This window comes from Thiomonas arsenitoxydans (genome assembly GCF_000253115.1).
GTDB classification, from domain to species: Bacteria; Pseudomonadota; Gammaproteobacteria; order Burkholderiales; family Burkholderiaceae_C; genus Thiomonas; species Thiomonas arsenitoxydans.
In genome coordinates, this window is sequence record NC_014145.1 from 3,429,879 (window position 1) to 3,451,280 (window position 21,402).

A 21,402-nucleotide genomic window follows, 5' to 3' on the forward strand; every position below is an offset into this window, starting at 1 on the left:
AAAACCATGAATATGTTCACACTCCGCGGGGTTGTCGGCAAGTAATGTCAGGGCATGCTTTACAAAGTTCACGCCGGGAATCGACCCGGCGCAAGCTTGAAACATGATTTAAGGACGGATGCGGACTGGGCGCAGCCCGGCCCTGGGGACGCTCATGGGCCTGCCGACGCCGCCGCCGACATGCGGCATGAATAATGCGGGCATGCATCGAAAACCGGCCAGAACGACGACCGCCGAGCACCAGATCGGGCTTGGCGGAGCCGCTTTGCCGAGCGCCATCGCCTTTTTCGGCTTCGCGCTCGGCGCCTTGTGCGCGGTCGCGGTGCTGGCGTGGCCGCAGACTGCGGCGGCGCAGACCGCGAGCCCCTCACCTGCGCCGCCCGCTTCGGCAGCGCAGACGGCTGCGCCCAAGTACGAGGTCGAGCTCGACGTGCCGGAGGACTTGCGCGCCCTCTTATCTAACAATCTTGATCTGTTGCGCTGGCGCAACTTTCCGGGATTGCAGGCCGATCAGGTCGAGCGGCTGGCCGATGAGGCGCCCGCCCAGGTGCAGCGCCTGCTCGAAACGCAGGGCTATTTTTCACCGCAGATCACGGTGCGGGTCACTTGCCCGCCGGAGGCTGATGGGACAGGGCCGATTCGTGTGGTGCTGAGCGTGAATCCGGGCGTGGCCACCTTGGTGCATGCCGTCGAGGTGCAGGTCGACGGCCCCGACGGCCAGCCGGATGCCGCCCTGAGCGCGCGGCTGAGCCGCACCTGGACGCTCAAGCCCGGCTCGGTGTTTCGCGATGCCGACTGGGAATCGGCCAAGTCGCGGGCGCTCTCCAGTCTGCTGTCGGGGCAATGGCCGGCTGCGCGCATTGCCGACAGCCGCGCGACCATCGATCCGCAAACACATCAGGCCCGCCTGCTGGTGCGGCTGGACACGGGCGCGGCCTATCGGTTCGGCCCGCTCCACATCACCGGGTTGCAGCGCTATCCGGCCAGCATCGTGGAGCGGCTGGCGCCGATGCAGCCGGGGCAGCCGTATTCGCAGACCGCGCTGCTCGACTATCAGGCCGCTTTGCAGAACAGCCCCTACTTCCGCAATGCCGTGGTCGATGCCGATGTACGTCAGGCGCAGGACGGCGTGGCGCCGGTGGATGTGCAGGTGACGGAAAACCGGGCGCAAAAACTCAGTTTCGGCGTGGGGGTGAGCAGCGATACCGGGCAGCGGGTGCAGATGGGCTGGCGCGACCTCGACTTTCTGGGACGCGCCTGGCGGTTGTCGAGCGAGGTCAAGTTGCAGACGCGCGAGCAGAGCGGCAATCTGCGGCTGGCATTCCCGCGCACCGCGAACGGCTATGACGACAGCCTCACCCTGTTGCAAGACCGCACCGACATTTCCGGCCTGGTCACGCGCAACAGCAGCATCGGGGCGCTGCGCGAGCGCACGCGCGGCCACATCGACACCGCGCTGGCGCTGCAGTATCAGGCTGAAAGCCTGCAGCCCGCGGGCGCCGCCTCCAGCGAGGTGCATGCACTGAGCTTGAACGATAGCTGGACGTGGCGCGACATCAACAGCGTGCTCTATCCCAGCCGCGGCGCCATCATCAATCTGCAACTCGGCGGCGCCAGCAAGGCGCTGCTGTCGTCGGCCAACTTCATCCGGCTGTATGCGCGCGGGCTCGGCTACTTGCCCATCGACCGCAGCAACCAGCTGGTTTTTCGTGCCGAGGCGGGCGCGGTGCTGGCCAATGGCGCCAGCGGCATTCCGCAGAATTTCCTGTTTCGCGCCGGTGGGGCCAATTCGGTGCGCGGCTACGCCTATCAAAGCCTGGGGCTGGTGCAGGGCGACGCCATCGTCGGCGGCCGCTATCTATTTACCGCCAGTGCCGAGTTCGATCACTGGTTCACCCGCCAGTGGGGTGGCGCGGTGTTTTACGACCTGGGCAACGCGGCCGACACCTGGGGCGCGCTCAAGCCCGTGCGCGGCTATGGCGCGGGCGTGCGCTGGCGCAGCCCGGTGGGGCTGGTGTCGGTCGATCTGGCTTACGGTCAGGCGGTGCACCAATATCGCCTGAACTTCAGTGCGGGGCTGTCGTTCTGATGACCGAGCCGACCGCACCCGTCGCCGCCCCGCCGCCCGAATCCCGCCGCCGCGGGCCGCGCTCGCTGCGCGTCTTGCTCTGGGCGCTGACGGCCACGGTCGCCGTGTTGATCGCTGCCGCAGGCGCCGTGGCTTGGCTGGGCAGCGAGAGCGGTCTGCAGTGGCTTGCGGCGCGTACGCCGCTGCGGCTGGGCAGCACGCAAATCACCCTGAAAGACGTGCAGGGCAGTCTGTGGAACTCGGTGCGCATCGGCCAACTGCAGCTCACCACCCCCAGCTCCACCACCCTCCTGCACGACGCCCGGCTGCGCTGGACGCCGACCGCGCTGTGGCAGCGCACCCTGCACATCCAGAACCTGAGCGCGCAGCGCATCGACGTGACGCCAGCCCACGCCGCCGCCTCGACCGGCGCGCCGCAACTGCCCGCCAGCCTGCGCCTGCCGCTGCGTATCGACATCGACCATCTGGCCGTCGGCGCACTGCAGATCGGCCCGCCAGGGGCGTTGCGGTCTTACGGCAGCCTCAGCGGCCAGATGCACTACGGCCAGGGCCGCTACCGCGCGCAGTTCACCGCCCTCACCCCCTGGGCCCACGCCCAGCTCAGCGCCAGCCTGGACGACGCCGCACCCTACGCGCTGCAGGCGAGCCTCAGCGCCACGCACATCGGCCTGCCCGGCAAGGCGGCTGAGCGTAACGCTGCCGATCTGCGCGCCCACGGCACCCTGCGCGACTTCACCCTCGACGGCACCCTGCAGATGGACGCCGCCCGCGCCCAACTGCAGGCCCGTCTCACGCCATTCGATGCCACACCGCTGCGCAGCGCCCGGCTCAGCTCGAACGCGCTCGATCCCTCGGCCTTCGCCGCAGGGCTGCCCCGCGCCGCGTTGAATGTGCAGCTCGATCTCGGCCCGTCGAGCACGCAAAGGCTGGTGGGCAGTCTGCGCGTGCGCAACACTCGGCCCGGCCCGATCGACCAGCAGCGCCTGCCGCTGCACAGCCTGAGCGCCACCCTCGCGGGCGATGCGCAGCAGGCCAGCGCGCACGATTTGCTCATCGACCTGGGCGCTGGCGGACAAATCCGCGGCACGCTGCATTGGGCGCAGCCCGAGCTGCAGGCCCGCCTGCAGCTCGCGCAGCTCAACGCCCGCGCGCTCGACGGCAAGCTGGCCGCCACCCGCCTGTCCGGCCCGGTGGTGATCGACGCCAGCGCACAACAGCAAAGCGTTCAGGCCACCCTCAGCCAGCCGGGCTGGGACGTTCGCGTGCAAGCGCAGCGCCAGGGTGACAGCGTGCATTTGCGCCAGCTGCTGCTCTCGGCGCTGGGCGGCCGCCTGGAGGCTAGCGGCACCCTGTCCACCGCAGGCACACAGGCCTTCGAGCTGAGCGCCCGGCTGCGGCAGTTCAACCCTGCGCAATTCGGCGCCTACCCCAAGGCCACGCTGAACGCCGACCTCACCGCAAGCGGCGCCCTCGCCCACCGTCAGGCCAAGCTCGCGCTGCAACTCGCTCCCAGCGTGTGGCGCGGCCACACTTTCACCGGCCACGCGCGGCTCGCGCTCGACCCGCAACGCCTGTGGGACGTGGACGCCGCACTCACCCTCGGCGCCAACCAGCTCAGCGCGAAAGGCGCATTCGGCCAGCCCCGCGACGCCTTGCAATGGACGCTGCGCGCCCCGCAACTCGCGCAGATCGACCCCGCCCTGCAAGGCAGCGCCCAAGCGCGCGGCCAGTTGCAAGGCGGCTTGCAAGCGCCCTCGGGCACCGTCTCGCTGCAAGCGGACGAACTGCGCTGGGCCAGCGCGCTCACGCTGCAACACCTCAGCGCCCGCAGCACATTTAGCACCTTCAACACCGGCCGCGCACCGGCCGCCACCGCCTTGCCATCCGCAAGCGCCCTGCTCAACCGTGTCGCGGGCTCGCTACAGCTCGACCTCGACGGCCTGCGCTGGACCCAGAGCGCGCAAACCGTGCAGATCGGCAGTTTGCACACTCAGGCGCAGACCACGGCCGGGCTGGACGGACAACTGCAACTGGGCGCCCGGCTGCAAGACCTGCGGATCGCGTCTGCCGCAAAAAGCAGCGCAGAAAAAGTGATCGATACCGCGACCCTGAACATCGCGGGCACCCGCGCCCAGCACACTCTGTTGCTTGCCGTCAAAGGCCAGTTGCCCCGGCCCAACGCCACTGCTCCCACACCACAACCCACATCGCAGCCCGCCGCGCCGCCCTTGCCACTCGATCTCCGGCTGAGTGCTGCTGGCGGCTGGCACGGCGACCCGCAAGGCTGGCGCGGCCAGATCACCTCGCTGGACAACACCGGCCCGGTCGCGCTCAAACTCCAGGCTCCCGCAAAGCTCGATCTGGCGTTTTCCCCGCTGCGGCTGCAGGTTGAGCATGCCGCTCTGAAGCTGCAGGCCGGGCTGATCGATCTGGACAGCCTGCAGCTTGCCCCCGGCGTGTTGCGCACCGCGGGTCGTCTGCAGACCGTCCGCACCGCCGACCTGCTTGCCCTGGGCGGCATCACCCCGGCGCGGCTGCGCGACACGCTGGTGCTTTCGGGCCGCTGGCAGATCGACGCCGGTGCAACCGTGAACGGCCAGATCCATCTGCAGCGCGACAGCGGCGATATCGCGCTGCAGCTTGCCGCCGCTCCCGCCAAGCCCGTGGGCACGGTCACCCTCGCCCCGACCTGCGACGCCACCTTCGGCGCCGCCGTATCGCGCGGCGGCTTCATGCCGCTGGGCATCGGCCAGCTGGTGCTCGACATCACAGCGAAAGACAGCCGCGTGCAGGCGCAGGGCGTGGTGCAGACCGCCATGGGCACGGCGCAGGCCAGTTTTGCCACCGAACTCAGCCGCCGCGGCGAGCTGTGGGGCATCGAGGGCAGCGCACCGCTGCAGCTCGACGCGGGCGCCGACATGCCCAGCCTGGCCTGGGCCGCGCCGCTGATCGGCTACGACTATCGCGCCGAGGGCCGTCTGCAACTCGCGGTGCAGGGCCGAGGCACCTTGGCCCTGCCGCAATACAGCGGCAGTCTCGATGGCCGGGCGCTGCGTCTGGCCTGGCCGGCGCAAGGCCTCGATCTCAAAAACGGCGTGCTGCGCGCCCATTTCACCGGCGACCGACTTCAGCTCGATCAGCTCCAACTCCAGGGCGGCAAAGGGCAGCTCACCGCCACCGGCGACGCGCTGCTGCAAAACGGTTTGCCGCGCGCGAAGCTGGACCTCAAGGCCGACAAGCTGCAACTGCTCAGTCGGCCCGACCGACAACTCGTGCTTAGCGGCACGGCGCAGGCCCGGCTGGCCGACAAGGTGCTGGCCCTCACCACCGACCTCACCACCGACCTCACCGCCGACAGCGCCGACATCGCCCTGCCCCGCGCCACCGGGCCCACGCTAAGCAGCGACGTGGTCGTCATCGGCCAGACGCCGGCAGCAAGCAAGCCCGCGGCCGCCATGCCCAGCGCCGTGCGCTTCGATGGCACCTTCAACCTGGGCTCCAACTTCCACCTCTACGGCCAGGGTCTCGACGCCACGCTGGGCGGCAGCGTGCGCGTGCGCGCCGACAACGGCGCCACGCCCACGGCGACCGGCAGTATCGAAGTCGTCAAGGGCGAATACACCGCCTACGGCCAGCAACTGCAGGTCACGCAGGGCCGCATCAACTTCGCCGGGCCGGTGGACAATCCCGGACTGAACATTACCGCCACCCGCCCCAACCTGCCCACCGGCATCGAAGTCGGCGTGACCATCAGCGGCAGCGCGCGGCGCCCGCTGGTCAAGCTCAGTTCCACCCCCGCCATGCCCGACACCGAAATTCTGTCGTGGCTGGTACTCGGCCAGCCGCTCGACCAGGTGGGCGCGTCCGACATTGGGCTGCTGCAGACCGCGGCGGCGGCGCTGCTCGGCCCCAGCGAGGGGCAGCCGCTGCAAACCCGGCTGGCGCATGCGGTGGGGCTGGACAGCATCAGCGTGCAAAGCGCGTCCAGCAGCAACGGCACGAGCAGCACCAATGGCGCCGCGACCGCGGCATCTGGCAGCGTGCAAAGCACCATCGTCACCCTGAGCAAGCGCCTGTCGGCCAACACCCTCGTCACCTTCTCGCGCGGAATCGACGGGGTATCGAGCATTTTCACCATCCAACACCAACTCACCCGGCGGCTCTCGGTACAGGCTCAGACCGGCACCGAAAACGCGCTCGATCTGTTCTACACCTTCGAGTTTCAATGAACTGGGGGAACGCCCGGTCACTCCGGTCGTCATAAGATGAATCCATCCTTGCCACAGCGAGCTCTCCCATGGCGACCAAACCTCTGAAAATCGGCATTTCGGCACGCATCGACCATCCCCAGCCCGGACAGGCCGGGCTGCGCAGCAAAACGCTGCAGTATCTGGAGCAGTCGGTCGCGCACTGGGCCATGTCGCGCGATGTGCTGGTGTTCATGGTGCCCACGGTGGCGACGGGCGGCGGCATTGTGCGCAGCAATATCCGACTGAGCGACTACGCCGACGCGCTCGACGGCCTGATTCTCCAGGGTGGCTCGGATATGAGCCCGCACAGCTACGGCGAGGAACCGCTCAAGCCCGAATGGGCGGGCGACCCGGTGCGCGATGGCTATGAGATGGAACTGCTGCATGAGTTCATCGAAGTGCGCAAACCCGTGCTCGGCATCTGCCGCGGCGCGCAACTCATCAATGTCGCCATGGGCGGCACGCTCTACCAAGATCTGCCCACGCAACTCACCCACAGCCACACCCAGCACCTCAGCGACGCCTACGACCGCCATTTCCACCCGGTGCGTTTCACCGAAGGCGGCCTGCTGGCCCGCCTCTACCCCGAAGTCGATCCGGGCACACTCAACATCGTGTCGGTGCATCATCAGGCGGTACGCTCGCTCGGCCGCGATCTGGTGGTGGACGCCATCAGCCCCGAAGACGGCCTGCCCGAAGCCATACGCGGCACCGGCCGCAACTTTCTGCTGGGCCTGCAGTGGCACCCGGAATTCCATCACCCGTCCAACCCCGAACTGCTCGACTGCACCCCCATTCTCGACGAGTTCCTGCGCAACGTGCGCAAGCGCCGCTGGTAATGCGCAGCGCCTGACAAGCCTGAAAGACATCCACCATGCAGACGCATACCCTCGCCCGGCTCTGGGTGACTGCCCAGTTCGGGCTGCTCGCCCTGATGTTCGGCTGGCCCGCGCCGCAATGGCGCCTGAGTTGGCCCTCGCTCGCGCTACTCGCCGCTGGCGCGGCGCTGGTGCTCTGGGTGTTCTGGCACAACCGACCGGGCAATTTCAACATCGTGCCCGAACCGCGCCAGGGCGCGCATCTGGTGATCACCGGGCCTTACCGCTGGATGCGCCACCCCATGTATGTCGCGCTGATTCTGTTCATGGCTGGCGTCGCCGTAGCGGCGCACAGCCCGGTGCAGTGGGCGCTGTGGACCGCGCTGGGCGTGGTGCTGAATTTCAAGGCGGCAATGGAAGAGCGCCTGCTCTCAGGCGTCTGGCCCGACTACGCCGGTTATGCGCGCGTCACCCGCCGCTTCATTCCTGGCCTCTGGTAAGGCCGCAGCCAGCAGAAACGGAAACGCCAGTCCGCCGCATACCGCCTGCAGCAACATCGCGCCCAGCGCGCTCCAGCCCGGCAGAAAGCTCCAGCTCGGGCTGAACGCCACCGCCGCCAACGGCAGCAACAGCGCGGCCACACAGAGTTGATAGAAGCGCCAGCGCATCAGGTCTTGTCGCTGCATCTGGGCGCAGCGCACCTGATGAAGCCCGAGCACAAAAGCCAGCGCGGCGGCCAGGGTCAACAGCCCCACCCCGCCTTGCCCCGTCGTCCAGGCCCAGACGGCGAGCAGCGCCACGCCGGCCGCGAAGCCCAGCCGCGATCGCCAGCGCCCTTGCGCCGCAGCCCGCATCAGCACCGCCATCAGCCCGAACAAGAGCGCCACGCGCCACAGCGCGGAGCGGTCTACGGCGAGATACAGGCAGGCCCATTGCACAGTAAACAGCGCTCCGCCCCAGAGCGCGGGCAGCAGCGACGCGCCCTGCGCGAACAGCGCAATGCCACGCCAGCGCGTCCACAGCCAGAGCAGCAACATGGCCCAAGCCACCGCAATGGCCGCCTGAAACAAGGCCGCCACCTGCCCGGCCGCGTGCTGCACGCTGCCGTACTGCAGCAGCCAGCACAGCAAGGCGGCACTCAGCATCCCCAAAGATCGGGGCCTGAACGCAATAGGGGCAGAAACAAACGACATGCGTCCATTGTGACTGAACCCAACCGACAAACGGCTTGTGAGACACGTCAAACCACACCTCACGCAACTCTGCTGCAATGAAGCCACTTTGCTGATCTGCCCCACGCCATGAACTGGAACTCTCTCGCACAATTCATCCATCTGCTCGCCGTGGTCATCTGGATCGGCGGCATTCTTTTCATGGATGGCTTTCTGGCGCCCGCGCTCAAACGCGCCATCGCGCAGGCCGAGCCGCGTGCTCGGCTGCTTTATGGACTGTTCCGTAATTTTTTCGCCGTGGTCTGGGGCGCGGGCGCGTCGCTGGTCATCACCGGCTACGGCATGGTGTTCTTGCGCGGCGGGTTTGGCGTGCTCAGCTCAGCGCAATGGGTGATGGTGGTGCTGGGCAGCCTCATGGTGCTGCTCGCGCTGTATATCTTTTTCGTGCCCTTCCTGCGCATGCGCAGCGCCGTTGTGCGCAGCGATTGGGGCGCGGCCTGCGCGCAGGCCGCGCAGATTCGCACTCTGTCTGCGATCAACATCGTGCTTGCCGTGCCCACCATTCTGTCGGGCGTCTGGGCGATTTTCGGCGCACCGTTCTGACGCGGTGCGCCGCGGGCCCTGAATCAGCGTTCAGCCCTTTTTCGCCTCGCGTTCGGCGGCCAGGGTGGCGGCCACGCCAGGACGCGCTTCCATGCGCGCCTTGTAGCGCACCAAGGCGGGCCAGGGCGACAGATCCACGCCGACAAAACCGGCCCAGGTCAGGATGGTGTAGAGATAGGCATCGGCCACGCTGAAGCCGCTGGGCAGCAGGTAGTCGTGTTGCTCCAAGGTCTGGGCGATCAGGGCGAAGCGCTCGGCCAGCTTGGCCTTCTGCGCGGCGATCAGGTCGGCGCTGCTGGCCGGGTTGAACAGCGGGCTGAACTGCTTGTGCAACTCGGTGGAGATGAAGTTCAGCCATTCCTGCAACTGATAGCGCGCCAGCGTGCCGTTGGCCGGGGCGAGATGCATCTCGGGTTTGCGATCGGCCAGGTATTGCACGATGGCCGGGCCTTCGGTGAGGATGGTGCCATCGTCGAGTTGCAGGGTGGGCACATAGCCCTTGGGGTTGATGGTGCGGAAGTCGCGCCCATCGCTGGTCTGCTTGGTCTTGAGATCGACCTTGACTACGTCATGCGGCAGGCCGAGCTCGTGCAGAACGATGTGCGGTGAAAGCGAGCAGGCGCCGGGGCTGTAGAAAAGCTTCATATCAGAGTCTCCAGGAAGTGTCGCCGCAGTCTTGTTGCCTTGGCGACGAAGCAGTCATCGTAAGTCGGGGCGCGGTTTTCTGCAGGCGCTGCCCAACTCACGCCGGGGCCGTGGTGCGGGCCTGTTTCGCCAGTTCGACCAGGGCCGCGCGGGCGGCCTCGGCGTCGAGCACGGGCTCGGGGAAGTTGACGCGCAGCACATGGCCGTCGGCGCGTACGTCGAAGCCATCGCAGTCGATGCCGACCATCGCCGCGTCCAGCACCTCCACGCCATGCACATGGCGGCAGTATTCGCGCAGGTTGTGCGCATGATCGGCGTTCATGTGGGCGAGGATGCCCTCTTCGGCGGCGGCCAGCGCGGGCGCGGCAGGCGGGGCATAGCGCTCGGGGCGAATCCAGTGGATCTTGCCGAAGCCGCCGATGAAGCGCACGTCTTCCACCCGCAAGCGATAGAAGTGAAAGTCGTGCATGGCGAAATAGCTCTCGGCCTGCGGCAGATAGCGCAGGTAGCGCTCGCCGAAGCCCGCCTTGTCGGGTAGGCGTTCAGCGCGGCCGACCAAGGTGACGCGGCCAGCGGCCTGCATGTCTTCGGCGCAGGGATGCACGATGAGGCTCACCCGCGGGTCGGCATCGATGTTCTTGGTGTGTTCGGCCAGGGTAGAAATGAGAATCACGGGGTGGCCCTCGTGGTCGAGCACATAGGGCGAGACCGAGCCGAAGGGAAAACCGTCCAGCCGCTTCGACAGCGAGGACAGCACGCCATTTTGATGATTGCGGACAAACAGACGGGCCTCCTGGCCCAGAGCAAGCGCGTGTTCGGTGTCAGCCATGTTGCCGTTCCTCCATGTTTGTTGATGCGATTGCAGCAGCCCAGCCTTAACCTCGGCTGAATGCGCTCTGAAACGGCCTTTGCGACCGTTTCACCCGCCCGGGTTCTGCACGTCGCGGGCTTCGATGATGTCGCGCAGCCAGTAGATCAGCACCACGCCCGGCACGGCTGCGACGACGGTGAAAAGATAGAAGTTCGGCCAGCCCAGCGCATCGACCAGATAGCCCGTGGCCGGGCCGACATACACCCGCCCCACCGCCGACAGCGCCGACAACAGCGCAAACTGTGTGGCGGAAAAGCGCACATCGCATAGCGCCGACAGCAAAGCGACAAACGCCGCCGTGCCCATGCCGCCGGTAAAGTTTTCCACGCCGATCGCCATACCCATGAGCGCCAGACTTTGCGGCGAAATCGCCAGCACCCAGTAGGCCAGATTGGAGGCGCCCTGCAACACGCCGAACAGCAACAGCGCCCGCCACAGCCCCAGCCGCGCCTGCAAGGCCCCGCCCAGCAGCGCGCCGACGATGGTGGCGACCAGCCCCATGCTCTTGTTCATCAGGCCCACATCCGCCGGGCTGAAACCCACGCCGCGAATCAGAAAGGTGGTGGACAAGGCCCCGGCGAAGGCGTCGCCCAGCTTGTAAAACACGATGGCCAGCAGCAAGGCCCAAGCCCCCTTGCGGCTGAAAAATTCTTGCCAAGGCTCGACCACCGCCTCGCGCAGGGTGCGCGGCGGTTTGACATGCAGCGGCGGGCGCGGCGCCCACAAGGTGACGAGGGTGAGCACGAGCATCAGCCCGGCCATGAGGGCGTAGATGCCGCGCCATCCGGTCACATCGGTGGCGAGCCACAGCGCCAGACCGCCCGAGACGATCATCGCCAGCCGGTAGCCCAGCACCAGCACGGCGGCCCCGGCGCTGCGCTCGGCGGCGGGCAGCACATCGGTGCGATAGGCGTCGATCACGATGTCTTGCGAGGCCGAGAAAAACGCCACGCCCACGGCCAGCAGCAGCAGCGGTACGGCACGGGCGCTGGCGGCGTCCACGCCGAGCCGCTCGGCCGCATGCACCAGCCCCGGCCAGGCCGCTGCCTGATCGGGGCCGGGCACGCCGACAAAGGCCATCAAACCGAGCATGGCCGCCAGCAGCAGTTGCGCCAGCAGCAGCCAACCGCGCCGCCGCCCCAGCCAACGCCCCCAGAACGGCACGGCATAACGATCCATCGCTGGCGACCAAAGGAACTTGAACACATAGGCCTGCCCGACCAGGGTGGCAAAGCCGATGGCCTTCAGGCTCAGCCCTTCGACCGTGAGCCAGGCCTGCAACGTGCCCGCCGTCAGCGCCAGCGGCAGCCCTGAAGAAAACCCAAGCAGCAAGACCGCGGCGATGCGGCGGTTGCCGAAAACCGCCCAGGCCGAAACGGCGGGCGGCGTGTCGTTCATGGAATCTGCGGGGGCGGACATCGAGGGATGAAAGCATTAGGCCAGGGCGCAGGATACCCAAGCCCGACGTTCAACCTTCTCCCATCTCTCCCGGCAGGGGCCAACCCAACAACTCGGCCAGACGATTGACCACCCATTGCGCCTCCGCAGCGTTCACGCCGGAGTCGGGCGTGCACAGCCCGAGCCACACCCGCGACAGCACGTCGTCGTCGGTGACATGCAGGCTGGACTTGATCTCCGCGGCGTGCTCGGTCAGCATCGAGGCGAGGTCTTCGCAGAACCCGTAGCGCGCGGTGATGACCTCGCGCGGCGCGCTGGGGCGGCTGCGGTGCGGCGCCAGATAGAGCGCGATGAACGAGGGCGGAACAACGAGCTGCGAGTCGTTCAGGCTGAAACCGCCCCCTGACTCGCTGCGCTCGTTTCCCCCCGAGGGGAGGTCAGTTCCTTCGGAACGGCCGTGCGGAACTGCCATCACTCGAACCCGACGACCGGATGCGGCTGATACGGCGCCTCCAGCGCCGCCCGCTCCTCGGCGCTGAGCGAGACCGACAGGGCGGCCACGGCGTCGAGCAGATGCTGCGGCTTGGACGCGCCGATGATGGGCGCGGTCACGCCCGGCGTGTCCAGCAGCCAGGCCAGTGCCAGTTGCGCGCGCGGCACGCCCCGTTGCGCGGCCAGCTTGCCCAATGCCTCGACGATGTCGCGGTCGTTGTCCTGCGTGCGCGCGAACAGTTTGGTGCCAAACGCGTCGCTGGCGATGCGCGGGGTGTGTTCCCCCCAGGGCCGCGCCAAGCGACCGCGCGCCAGCGGGCTCCATGGCAGCACCGCCACGCCTTGATCGCGGCACAGCGGCAGCATCTCGCGCTCTTCCTCGCGGTAGAGCAGGTTGAGTTCCGGCTGCATGCTGACGAAGCGCGTCCAGCCATGTTGCCGCGCGACCTGCTGCGCCTTGGCGAACTGCCAGGCGAACATGCTCGACGCGCCGATATAGCGCGCCTTGCCCGCCTTGACCACGTCATGCAGCGCTTCCATGGTTTCTTCGATGGGGGTGTGCGGATCCCAGCGGTGGATCTGGTAGAGATCGACATAGTCCATGCGTAGTCGTTTCAGGCTGGCATCGATCTCGAACAAAATCGCCTTGCGCGACAGGCCGCCGATATTGGGCGCCTGCCTCGACGGAAAGCGCACCTTGGTCGCCACCACGATCTCCTCGCGACGGGTGAACTCGGGCAGCACGCGGCCGAGAATCTCCTCGGAGGTGCCGTCGGAATAGGAATTGGCCGTATCGAAAAAGTTGATGCCCAGTTCCACCGCCTGCCGAATCAACGGACGGCTGGCGGCTTCATCGAGCGTCCAGGGGTGGTTGCCGCGCTCGGGCACGCCATAAGTCATGCAGCCCAAACAAATGCGCGAGACTTCAAGGCCGGTATGGCCCAGTCGGGTGGTTTTCATAGGGGATTCTTTCAAGGTGTGCGGGCTTTTACGTCTATAGCCACTCGGTATTTTGCGGCGCCTGCAAAACCCCCGCACAACGCGCGCAGCAAGGGGCCGTCTGCGGCCAGCGGGTGGCGCTCGGAGTCGGCTCGATTATTTGGGCCAATTACTTGGGCTGAGTTGTGTTGCGGTTTGGAGGTGCATAACAGCCCGCCCGAGTTGACCGCGCTGTCGAACAGCTTGGTTATCAAGGATTTCGACGTGCAAGCGGCGGCTTTTTTCGGAAACCTTTTTTTGGAAAACTCTCCCGGCAGTTTCCAGCCAGAAAAAACAGCTTCGATGAGATCCTCCCCAGTACCAACATCTTCGACACGGGTTGTGCCCACTACAGGGCCGCACAAAGGCGGGGCGAAGACATCCAGCGGGATGGTTGCGGCCGGCTGCGTGTCGGGTGCGCCCGTGGGCGACAATGACGACATCAGCACCCTGGCAGGGTTGGCTGCGGTGGAGTGCGATCCGGCGTGCTGAATCCGCCGATCCACTTGATTCGTCCCTGACCTGCCCCCCTGCAGTCGCGCTGATCCTATTCTTCCAGCCCTCATTCCCGCCATCGCCATGTCCAGACTCCATGTGGAAAGCCACCGCACCCAGCACATCGGCTGGCTGCGCGCCGCAGTGCTCGGCGCCAATGACGGCATCGTTTCCACCGCCAGCCTGATCGTCGGCGTCGCCGCATCCAGTGCGACCCATGGCGGGGTGATCGTGGCGGGTGTGGCCGCGCTGGTCGCAGGGGCGATGTCGATGGCAGCGGGGGAATATGTCTCGGTGAGTTCCCAGTCCGACACCGAGCAGGCCGACATCGCGCGCGAGCGCCAGGAACTGGCCAGCGACGGCGCGCGCGAACACGCGGAACTGGCGAACATCTATGTTGAGCGCGGCCTCGACCCCGACCTCGCACAAAAAGTGGCGGCACAACTCATGGCCAAGGATGCATTGGCTGCGCACACGCGTGATGAACTCGGCATTTCCGAAGTCGCCAGCGCCAATCCCTTGCAGGCGGCGTTCACCTCGGCGCTGTCATTCACCGTGGGGGCGGCGTTACCCTTGCTAACCGCAGTGGTCACGCCAGGCCCGCATCTCTCGTGGTTTGTGAGTGCAACGTCGCTCGTGTTTCTCGCCGTCCTCGGCGGCCTTGCCGCCTACACGGGCGGCGCAAGCGTCATGCGCGGCGTCGCGCGCGTGACCTTCTGGGGCGCCCTGGCGATGGCGATCACCGCGGGTGTGGGCATGGTCTTCGGCGCTTCCTGACGCCTTGCGTGCCGACTTCTGCGGCAAAACGAAAGCTCGGTGCTGATCATGGGCGACGACAAGCTCAAGCTGATTGCCCACGAATTGCTGATGAGCCTGCGCAAGCATGGTTATCCGGCGGACTTGCGGACGCTGCCGTGCAAACGGTGTTGCAGCAGGCCGAGGCGCTGTCATCGGGATGGTCAGAGTGACTTAAGTCTCAGCAACTTGCGGCTAAAACGTGGGCCAAAGTTGGGCCATGAGTGGGCCATAGCCCAAAATGCAGCAGACAACAAAAAAACTAAAGACCGCTAAGTCTTTTGGCTTCATTGAACAAATTTTGGTTGCGGGGGACTCTGCAGCCTCATTCCGGCAGCGCCTGCACGCGGTTGCGGATGCTGCCGAACAGGTTTCGCCCCTGCTCATCGTGCATGCTGATTTCCACCCCATCGCCATCGCGCAGGAAGGGCGTAGTGGCCTCGCCCTGTTCGATCGTTTCGTAGGTGCGCACCTCGGCGATGCAGGCATAGCCCACGCCGCCGTGCTCGACCTTGGAGCCCCACAGCCCGCCCTGCTTGTTCGACACCGTGCCCGAGCCGATGATTGTGCCCGCAGCCAACCGGCGGGTCTTGGCCGCATGCGCGATGAGTTGGGCGAAGTCGAAGGTCATGTCCACCCCGGCATTGGGTTGACCGAACAGGCGGCCGTTGACCTCCACCCGCAGGGGCAGATGCAGCTTGTTGTCGTGCCACGCCGCGCCGAGTTCGTCGGGCGTGAGTGCCACCGGGCTGAACGCTGACGCGGGTTTGCTCTGGAAGAAGCCAAAGCCCTTGGCCAGTTCCGCCGGAATGAGATGGCGCAGCGAGACGTCGTTGACCAGCAGCACCAGACGGATGGCCTGCGCCGCCTGCGCGGGCGTGGCGCCCAGCGGCACCTCCCCGGTGATGACGGCCACCTCGGCCTCGAAGTCGATGCCCCAGCTCTCCTTGGCCACGATGGGGTCGCAGGGAGCGATGAAGCTGTCGGAGCCGCCCTGATACATCAGCGGGTCGGTGTAGAAGGTGGCGGGCACTTCGGCTTTGCGTGCCTTGCGTACCAGCTCGACATGGTTGATGTAGGCCGAACCGTCGGCCCATTGGAAGGCGCGCGGCAGGGGCGAGTGGCAGGCGGCGGCGTCGAAGGGCTGGGTGTGCCGTGCTGTTCCGGCTTGCAGGGCCAGCGCCGCATCGCGCAGCAGCGGGGCGCAGCGCGCCCAGTCGTCGAGCGCGGCCTGCAGGGTCGGGGCGATGTCGGGCACCGGCTGGCACAGGGTCAGGGTGTCGTTGACCACGACCAGTCGGCCGTCCGGGGCCGCGGTCTTCAGCGTGGCCAGCCTCACTGGAACATCTCCTTGTAGCGGCCGTCATGCATCCAGGCGGCATGCTTGGGGGCTTTGCGGGTCTGGTTCCATTCTTCGAGCATGTCCCACTTCACGGCATCGAGTGCGGCCAGCATTTTGGGACTGGCGGTATTGCACGCTAATTCCAGGCGGTGGCCGTTGGGGTCGAAGAAGTAGATGGACTGGAACAGCGCATGATCGGTCGGGCCGAGCACGTCGATTCCGGCGTTCTGCAGGCGCTGCTTGGCGGCGAGAAGTTCGTCCATGGAGCCGACCTCCAGCGCGAGGTGCTGGGTCCAGACGGGGGTGTTGGGGTCGCGTCCCATCTCGGGCTGGGTGGGCAGCTCGAAGAAGGCCAGGATATTGCCCTGGCCCGCGTCGAGAAAGATGTGCATGTAGGGATCGGCTTCGCCTGTGGAGGGCACGGTGTCTTCGGCGATGCACAGCACCAGTTTCATGTCCAGATGCTGCTCGTACCAGCGTGCGGTCTGCAGCGCGTCCTTGCAGCGGTAGGCAACATGATGGATCTTTTGGACCAGCATGATGAGTCTCCTTTCGTCATATCGCGTTTGAATGTCAGGCGGCTGCCGTAGCAGCCTTCGTGGCGCAAGATGCCGCGAGAGGACGGCATCGCGCAGATTCATTCCTCGTGAAGCATGCCCAGATAGGTCGACTCGACCTTGGGATCATGGAGCAAATGCTCGCTCGGACCGTGCAGCGCCACTTCGCCGAGCTCGAGTACATAGCCCTCATCAGCGATCTGTAGTGCAGCGCGGGCGTTCTGCTCGACCAACAGCACGCTCAAACCGGCGTCCCGTAATTGCGCCACCGCGTGCAGTACTTCGCGGACAATCCGTGGCGCTAAGCCTAAGCTGGGTTCATCGAGGAGCAGCAATCGCGGTCTGCCCATCAGGGCGCGGCCGAGCGCCAGCATTTGACGCTCACCGCCAGACAACGTCTGCGCCAACTGCTTGCGGCGTTCCAGCAGACGCGGAAACAGCGCGTAGACCTGCTCGCGCTCACGCTGCCGCGCGGATTTGCCTTCACTGCGGTTGCGAAATGCACCAAGCTCCAGATTGTCTTCGACACTCATAGAGCCAAACAAATCGCGTTTCTCGGTCACCAATCCCATGCCCATCTCGACCCGGCGCTGCGGCCCGGCACTGCGGCAGTCGTGTCCATCGAACGTTATTTGGCCGTGAGAGGGGAGCAGGCCCATGAGGGCCATCAGCAGAGTCGTCTTTCCGGCGCCGTTCGGGCCAATGACCGTGACAATCGAGCCGCGCGGCACACGCATGCTGACTTCTCGCACGGCACGTACCTTGCCGTAGCTCACGCTTAAACCTTTGAGTTCGAGCAGAGGAGCGGACGCAGGGCGGCTCTGAACAGACTCTACTGGTTCATCAATGGCGGCTTCGTTGACCACGCCTTCTGGGAGCTGAGCGGCGCCGTTCATGCTGCGTCTCCAACACCGCCCAAATAAGCCTCGATCACCGCCGGATGACGGCGGATTTCTTGCGGAAGCCCTTCGGCGATTTTTTCGCCGAAATCCATCACCACCACGCGGTCGGCGAGTTCCATTACGAAGTCCAAGTCGTGCTCGACCAGCAGGATAGCTAGTCCTTCTTTACGCAGTCGACCGAGCAAAATCCCCAGTTCGCGTTTTTCAAGGTAGCGCAGGCCGGCCGCGGGTTCATCAAGCAGCAGCAAGCTGGGATCGGCAGCCAACGCGCGTGCAATCTCTACCACCCTTTGCTGGCCCAGCGGCAGGCTGCCGGCTGGAAGATGAGCTTTTTCGCAAAGTCCGCAGCGTTCCAGAGCGTCTCGAGCAGTGGCGAGTATGCGCTGTTCCTGTGCTCGGTCAAGCCGCCAGGCCGATGCGACAAAACTATGGCGACCGCGCAGGTGAGCTCCGAGCGCTACGTTGTCGAGCACACTCATGCGCGGCAGCAAACGAACATGCTGGAAGGTGCGACTCATCCCCATTCGCGCGACTTTGCGAGAGTCGCAACGCTCTACAGGTTTTCCGAGAAAGCGAATGCTGCCCGAACTCGGCGGACTCACTGCGGAGATGCAGTTGAAAAGGGTGCTCTTGCCAGCGCCGTTGGGACCGATCAGCGCCAGCACTTCGCCCGCGCGCACCTCGAAAGAAATGGCATTGTTAGCAACCAGTCCGCCGAAGCGTTTAGTAACGGCATTGAGCTGCAATATAAGTTCGCCCCTAGCGGGTCTGAGACGGCTATCCAGGGGCGCTGCTGCCGCATTCGACAGGGCGTCCGGTGCTGACACGCGTCGTGGCCACAATCGATGCAAATGGGGCCACAGTCCTTCTGGCGCGCGCTGAAGGATGATGATCATCAGCACCCCGAAGATGATGCCTTCGAAGCTGCCGCTGCGACCGAGCAGCGACGGCAGATGGCTGTGTAGCCATTCCCTCGGCAGGGCGTAAAGAAAACTTCCGACCACGCCTCCCCACAGTTCAGCGATCCCGCCGACAACGCCCATGAATAAATATTCGATGCCTTGGCCCAGGGAAAACGGAGTCGGATTGACGAAGCGCTGCATGTAGGCGTAGATCCAACCGGCGACACAGGCATACTGCGCTGCGAGCACGAACAGGATGATCTTGAAGCGGGTTGTGTTCACGCCCATCGCCTCCGCCATGAGCGTGCCGCCCTTGAGTGCGCGCATGGCTCGGCCTTCACGCGAGTCGAGCATGTTGTGCACAGTCCAGATGATGGACAGCACCACTGCCCAGATCAGAATATGGAATTGCCAAGACTCGGTGAGTTGCCAACCAAACAAGCTGAGTGGGGGGATGCCGGTGATGCCGGTTTGCCCGCCCAGCGTTTGGCTGTTGCCGAACGTCAGATAAATGGCGATTCCCCAGGCCAGAGTGCTCAGCGGCAGGTAATGTCCGCTCATGCGAAGTGTGACCCAACCAAGCACCACCGCCGCTACGGTGGTCAGCAATAGCCCGGCAAGCAGGGTCAACCAGGGGTTCCAGTCCTGCGTCGTGGTCAGCCAGGCGGCCGCGTAAGCGCCCATGCCGACAAAGGCCGCCTGACCAAAGCTGGTAAGCCCGCCCACGCCAGTCAGCAGCACCAGACCAAGCACCACGATGACGCTCAGGCCGACATAGTTGAGCATCAGCATGGGGTAGCCGTGCAGCATGAACGGAGCGATGCACAACGCAAGGATGAAAGCGATCAGCGGCAGTCGATACAACATCACGACTCCTCTTCATCATGGGGGCCGCTCGCCATCGAGCGCCACAGCAACACAGGAATGATGAGCAGGAACACGATGACATCCTTATAGGCGCTCGCCCAGAAGGAGGCGAACGATTCGGTGAGACCAACCAACAAAGCACCTGCAGCCGCGCCCGGATAGCTTGCCAGACCGCCAATGATGGCAGCGACGAAACCCTTGAGCCCGATGACAAAGCCTGCTTCATAGTCGATTACGGTGGTGGTGGCAATAAGAATTCCAGACCATGCGCCTACAACGCCTGCGAGTAGGAAAGCCGCCCCCCCAGCGAAAGCCGGAGAAATGCCCATGAGCTGAGCCCCGGTACGGTTCACCGCCGTGGCGCGCAGCGCCTTCCCGTATAAGGAGAACCGGAAGAACAGGAACAGCACGGCGAGCAATGCCAAGCTGGAGCCAATAATCCATAGCGTCTGCAGCGCCACCGGCATACCGCCGAGCTGGAAGCTGCCGTCGGTAAATGCAGGCAGCTGCGATCCTTCAGGACCAAACAGCAGCAAACCTAGGCTGTTGAGCGCGATGTGCAGCGCCACAGATAGCAGCAGCAGGGTCAGAACCGAAGCTTGCGCCGCCGGGGCGTAAACAACACGGTAGAGCAGTGGGCCGAATACAGCGCACATCGCTAAAGTGATTGCGATCTGTAATGGATACGCCAACGAAGACAGAGGCAGGCTGTAGACGACGGCAAGCAAGAACAGGGGTGGGGCTAGGTAGACGATACCGGCGCGTAGAAGTCGACGGATTTGTCCGGTGCGCAAGATCACCGTCGCGTCTTGCAGCCAGGCGACCACTCCGAGCCCCACCAGCAACCAAGCGAGCAGTGGCGGATGACCAGCACGCATGGCCACCAGACTGAGTGCAGCGAAGGTCATGATTTCTCCCTGTGGGATGAAGATCACTCGCGTCACGGCAAAGACCAAAACCAGAGCGAGCGCCAACAGTGCGTAAATGGCGGCCAGCGTCACCCCGTTCTGACCGAGGTACAGCGCGATGTCGAAAGTCATGAGATCGATCCGGATTTTCTCAGTTTGGGTACTTAAGAAGCTTCCATTGACCCGCCCGAATCTCCGCGATTGCGACGGCCCGGCTGTCAAGCCCGTTGTGATTTGTCGCACTCATGTTGTAGACGCCTTGCGATCCAGGGAAGTTGCGAATGCCCACCATGGCTTGTCGAAGCGCCAGGCGAAACGCAGAAAGATCTTCTGGTGAAGCCGTTTTCAACGCTTTGGGTATGGCGTATTCAAGAAACAGTCCTGCATCCCAGGCTGCGGTGCTGAACTGGTTCAAGGAATTCGGGCCGTAGGCCTTTTCGTAAGTCTGAGCGAAGCGCATCGCAGATTGTTTAATCTCACTGTCGTCCGGCAGTTGCGCCGCAACGATGCCCGGGGACAAGGACAAAACGGTTCCGTCACAGGTGCTACCGCACACTCGAAGGAAGTCAGGGTTGGCAACACCGTGCGTCTGGTAGATCCGGCCCTTAAACCCGATTTGCCGCAGCGTCTTCTCAGGCAGCACAGCCGGCGTGCCCGATGCAGCGATCAGCACGGCATCAGGTTGGGAGGCGAGGATGTTCAGGACCTGTCCCGTGACCGAGGTCGCGTTGGGCGCGAAGCGCTCGCTGGCAACGACGTCTATTTTCGCGGCGTGCGCCTCCGCGGAAAAGTTCTTCCACCAATCCTCGCCAAGTGCATTGTCAAAGCCAATAAATCCGACCTTGCGCACACCCTGAGACGCCATGTACTGGGACGTTGCCTGCGCCATCAGAGCAGTTGTCTGAACGGGCATGAAGATCCACTCGCGGTTGCCAGACACCGGAAAGGCAATGTTGTAGCCCGATGCCAGCGTGATGGTAGGCACCTTCGCCGCACCGACAACATCGAGCATCGCCAGAGCGCTTGGTGTGACCGAGGCCCCGATGATCGCACTGACTTTGTCACTCTCGATCAACTGCTTGGCGTCTTTCACCGCTTCGGTGGGGTCAGAGCGATCATCCAGCACGACGTACCGGATTTTTTGGCCGCCGATTTCCTTAGGCAGGAGATCGAGAGTTTTTTGCTCCGGTATGCCCAGTGAAGCTGCAGGGCCGGTTAGCGAAAGCACGGCGCCCACCGTGATGTCGGCCATCGCACTCCCCATTCCAGCCGCGGTCAGTGCGGCTGCCAGCAAAACCCTGCGCAATGCACGCATGAT

General features: G+C 65.1%; 19 protein-coding genes. 6 read left to right on the forward strand and 13 right to left on the reverse strand.

Going from position 1 to position 21,402, the window contains the following annotated elements; all coding sequences use genetic code 11:
• Positions 1-202: 202 nt before the first annotated feature.
• The 4 genes from THI_RS16245 (at position 203) to THI_RS16260 (ending at position 7,657) form a co-directional block, all read left to right on the forward strand.
• On the forward strand, positions 203-2,089 hold the full coding sequence (locus THI_RS16245; RefSeq protein ID WP_231836245.1) for an autotransporter assembly complex protein TamA: 1,887 nt from the start codon (positions 203-205) through the stop codon (positions 2,087-2,089).
• Positions 2,089-6,318, forward strand: coding sequence for a translocation/assembly module TamB domain-containing protein (locus THI_RS16250; protein WP_013107358.1), 4,230 nt, complete (start codon positions 2,089-2,091; stop codon positions 6,316-6,318). Before THI_RS16245 ends, THI_RS16250 begins: the two co-directional genes overlap by 1 nt.
• 68 nt (positions 6,319-6,386) lie before the next feature.
• Positions 6,387-7,178, forward strand: coding sequence for a gamma-glutamyl-gamma-aminobutyrate hydrolase family protein (locus tag THI_RS16255; RefSeq protein ID WP_013107359.1), 792 nt, complete (start codon positions 6,387-6,389; stop codon positions 7,176-7,178).
• A gap of 35 nt (positions 7,179-7,213) precedes the next feature.
• Positions 7,214-7,657 (forward strand): methyltransferase family protein, encoded by a 444-nt coding sequence (locus THI_RS16260; RefSeq protein WP_013107360.1) that lies wholly within the window; start codon positions 7,214-7,216, stop codon positions 7,655-7,657.
• Here the strand turns inward: THI_RS16260 and THI_RS16265 are convergent.
• Complete coding sequence (locus tag THI_RS16265) at positions 7,589-8,302, reverse strand: hypothetical protein (RefSeq protein ID WP_013107361.1); 714 nt, start codon at positions 8,300-8,302, stop codon at positions 7,589-7,591. The two genes, THI_RS16260 and THI_RS16265, sit on opposite strands and share 69 nt — an antisense overlap.
• A 156-nt stretch (positions 8,303-8,458) precedes the next feature.
• Here THI_RS16265 and THI_RS16270 point away from each other — a divergent pair, with 156 nt between their 5' ends.
• Complete coding sequence (locus tag THI_RS16270) at positions 8,459-8,932, forward strand: hypothetical protein (protein ID WP_013107362.1); 474 nt, start codon at positions 8,459-8,461, stop codon at positions 8,930-8,932.
• Positions 8,933-8,962: 30 nt separating this feature from the next.
• Here THI_RS16270 and gstA read toward each other — a convergent pair whose 3' ends face one another.
• The 6 genes from gstA to THI_RS19210 form a co-directional block, all read right to left on the reverse strand.
• A complete protein-coding gene (gene gstA, locus THI_RS16275; RefSeq protein ID WP_013107363.1) occupies positions 8,963-9,577 on the reverse strand; it encodes a glutathione transferase GstA in 615 nt (204 codons plus the stop codon).
• 97 nt (positions 9,578-9,674) lie between these two features.
• Complete coding sequence (locus THI_RS16280) at positions 9,675-10,406, reverse strand: HugZ family pyridoxamine 5'-phosphate oxidase (protein WP_013107364.1); 732 nt, start codon at positions 10,404-10,406, stop codon at positions 9,675-9,677.
• Between the two features lie 90 nt (positions 10,407-10,496).
• Positions 10,497-11,846, reverse strand: coding sequence for an AmpG family muropeptide MFS transporter (locus THI_RS16285; RefSeq protein WP_013107365.1), 1,350 nt, complete (start codon positions 11,844-11,846; stop codon positions 10,497-10,499).
• 70 nt (positions 11,847-11,916) lie between these two features.
• A complete protein-coding gene (locus THI_RS16290; RefSeq protein ID WP_013107366.1) occupies positions 11,917-12,318 on the reverse strand; it encodes a hypothetical protein in 402 nt (133 codons plus the stop codon).
• Positions 12,318-13,298 carry an aldo/keto reductase gene (locus THI_RS16295; RefSeq protein ID WP_013107367.1) on the reverse strand — a complete coding sequence of 327 codons (981 nt, stop codon included), beginning with the start codon at positions 13,296-13,298 and terminating at the stop codon, positions 12,318-12,320. Before THI_RS16295 ends, THI_RS16290 begins: the two co-directional genes overlap by 1 nt.
• Positions 13,299-13,309: 11 nt before the next feature.
• Positions 13,310-13,822 carry a hypothetical protein gene (locus THI_RS19210; protein ID WP_197535429.1) on the reverse strand — a complete coding sequence of 171 codons (513 nt, stop codon included), beginning with the start codon at positions 13,820-13,822 and terminating at the stop codon, positions 13,310-13,312.
• A 73-nt stretch (positions 13,823-13,895) separates the two neighbouring features.
• Here THI_RS19210 and THI_RS16300 point away from each other — a divergent pair, with 73 nt between their 5' ends.
• A complete protein-coding gene (locus THI_RS16300) occupies positions 13,896-14,588 on the forward strand; it encodes a VIT1/CCC1 transporter family protein (protein WP_013107369.1) in 693 nt (230 codons plus the stop codon).
• Between the two features lie 343 nt (positions 14,589-14,931).
• On the opposite strand, the gene THI_RS16305 is transcribed toward THI_RS16300, so the two are convergent.
• From THI_RS16305 to THI_RS16330, 6 genes are all read right to left on the reverse strand, one after another.
• Complete coding sequence (locus THI_RS16305; protein WP_013107371.1) at positions 14,932-15,945, reverse strand: fumarylacetoacetate hydrolase family protein; 1,014 nt, start codon at positions 15,943-15,945, stop codon at positions 14,932-14,934.
• Positions 15,942-16,487: a VOC family protein gene (locus THI_RS16310; RefSeq protein ID WP_013107372.1), complete on the reverse strand. Its 546-nt coding sequence runs from the start codon at positions 16,485-16,487 to the stop codon at positions 15,942-15,944. The genes THI_RS16305 and THI_RS16310 overlap by 4 nt, the downstream gene beginning before the upstream one ends.
• Positions 16,488-16,585: 98 nt before the next feature.
• On the reverse strand, positions 16,586-17,401 hold the full coding sequence (locus THI_RS16315; RefSeq protein ID WP_013107373.1) for an ABC transporter ATP-binding protein: 816 nt from the start codon (positions 17,399-17,401) through the stop codon (positions 16,586-16,588).
• Positions 17,398-19,176 (reverse strand): branched-chain amino acid ABC transporter ATP-binding protein/permease, encoded by a 1,779-nt coding sequence (locus THI_RS16320; protein WP_013107374.1) that lies wholly within the window; start codon positions 19,174-19,176, stop codon positions 17,398-17,400. The genes THI_RS16315 and THI_RS16320 overlap by 4 nt, the downstream gene beginning before the upstream one ends.
• Positions 19,176-20,216, reverse strand: coding sequence for a branched-chain amino acid ABC transporter permease (locus THI_RS16325; protein WP_013107375.1), 1,041 nt, complete (start codon positions 20,214-20,216; stop codon positions 19,176-19,178). Before THI_RS16325 ends, THI_RS16320 begins: the two co-directional genes overlap by 1 nt.
• Positions 20,217-20,235: 19 nt before the next feature.
• Complete coding sequence (locus tag THI_RS16330; RefSeq protein WP_013107376.1) at positions 20,236-21,399, reverse strand: ABC transporter substrate-binding protein; 1,164 nt, start codon at positions 21,397-21,399, stop codon at positions 20,236-20,238.
• Positions 21,400-21,402 lie beyond the last annotated feature (3 nt).

Coding starts and splice junctions, on each gene's coding strand:
- THI_RS16310 (WP_013107372.1), bottom strand. CDS start 16,487: ATGCTGGTCCAAAAGATCCATCATGTTGCCTACCGCTGCAAGGACGCG.
- THI_RS16250 (WP_013107358.1), top strand. CDS start 2,089: ATGACCGAGCCGACCGCACCCGTCGCCGCCCCGCCGCCCGAATCCCGC.
- THI_RS16280 (WP_013107364.1), bottom strand. CDS start 10,406: ATGGCTGACACCGAACACGCGCTTGCTCTGGGCCAGGAGGCCCGTCTG.
- gstA (WP_013107363.1), bottom strand. CDS start 9,577: ATGAAGCTTTTCTACAGCCCCGGCGCCTGCTCGCTTTCACCGCACATC.
- THI_RS16295 (WP_013107367.1), bottom strand. CDS start 13,298: ATGAAAACCACCCGACTGGGCCATACCGGCCTTGAAGTCTCGCGCATT.
- THI_RS16330 (WP_013107376.1), bottom strand. CDS start 21,399: ATGCGTGCATTGCGCAGGGTTTTGCTGGCAGCCGCACTGACCGCGGCT.
- THI_RS16320 (WP_013107374.1), bottom strand. CDS start 19,176: ATGTTGTATCGACTGCCGCTGATCGCTTTCATCCTTGCGTTGTGCATC.
- THI_RS16290 (WP_013107366.1), bottom strand. CDS start 12,318: ATGGCAGTTCCGCACGGCCGTTCCGAAGGAACTGACCTCCCCTCGGGG.
- THI_RS16245 (WP_231836245.1), top strand. CDS start 203: ATGCATCGAAAACCGGCCAGAACGACGACCGCCGAGCACCAGATCGGG.
- THI_RS16285 (WP_013107365.1), bottom strand. CDS start 11,846: ATGAACGACACGCCGCCCGCCGTTTCGGCCTGGGCGGTTTTCGGCAAC.
- THI_RS16265 (WP_013107361.1), bottom strand. CDS start 8,302: ATGCTGAGTGCCGCCTTGCTGTGCTGGCTGCTGCAGTACGGCAGCGTG.
- THI_RS16255 (WP_013107359.1), top strand. CDS start 6,387: ATGGCGACCAAACCTCTGAAAATCGGCATTTCGGCACGCATCGACCAT.
- THI_RS16315 (WP_013107373.1), bottom strand. CDS start 17,401: ATGAACGGCGCCGCTCAGCTCCCAGAAGGCGTGGTCAACGAAGCCGCC.
- THI_RS16270 (WP_013107362.1), top strand. CDS start 8,459: ATGAACTGGAACTCTCTCGCACAATTCATCCATCTGCTCGCCGTGGTC.
- THI_RS16325 (WP_013107375.1), bottom strand. CDS start 20,216: ATGACTTTCGACATCGCGCTGTACCTCGGTCAGAACGGGGTGACGCTG.
- THI_RS16300 (WP_013107369.1), top strand. CDS start 13,896: ATGTCCAGACTCCATGTGGAAAGCCACCGCACCCAGCACATCGGCTGG.
- THI_RS16260 (WP_013107360.1), top strand. CDS start 7,214: ATGCAGACGCATACCCTCGCCCGGCTCTGGGTGACTGCCCAGTTCGGG.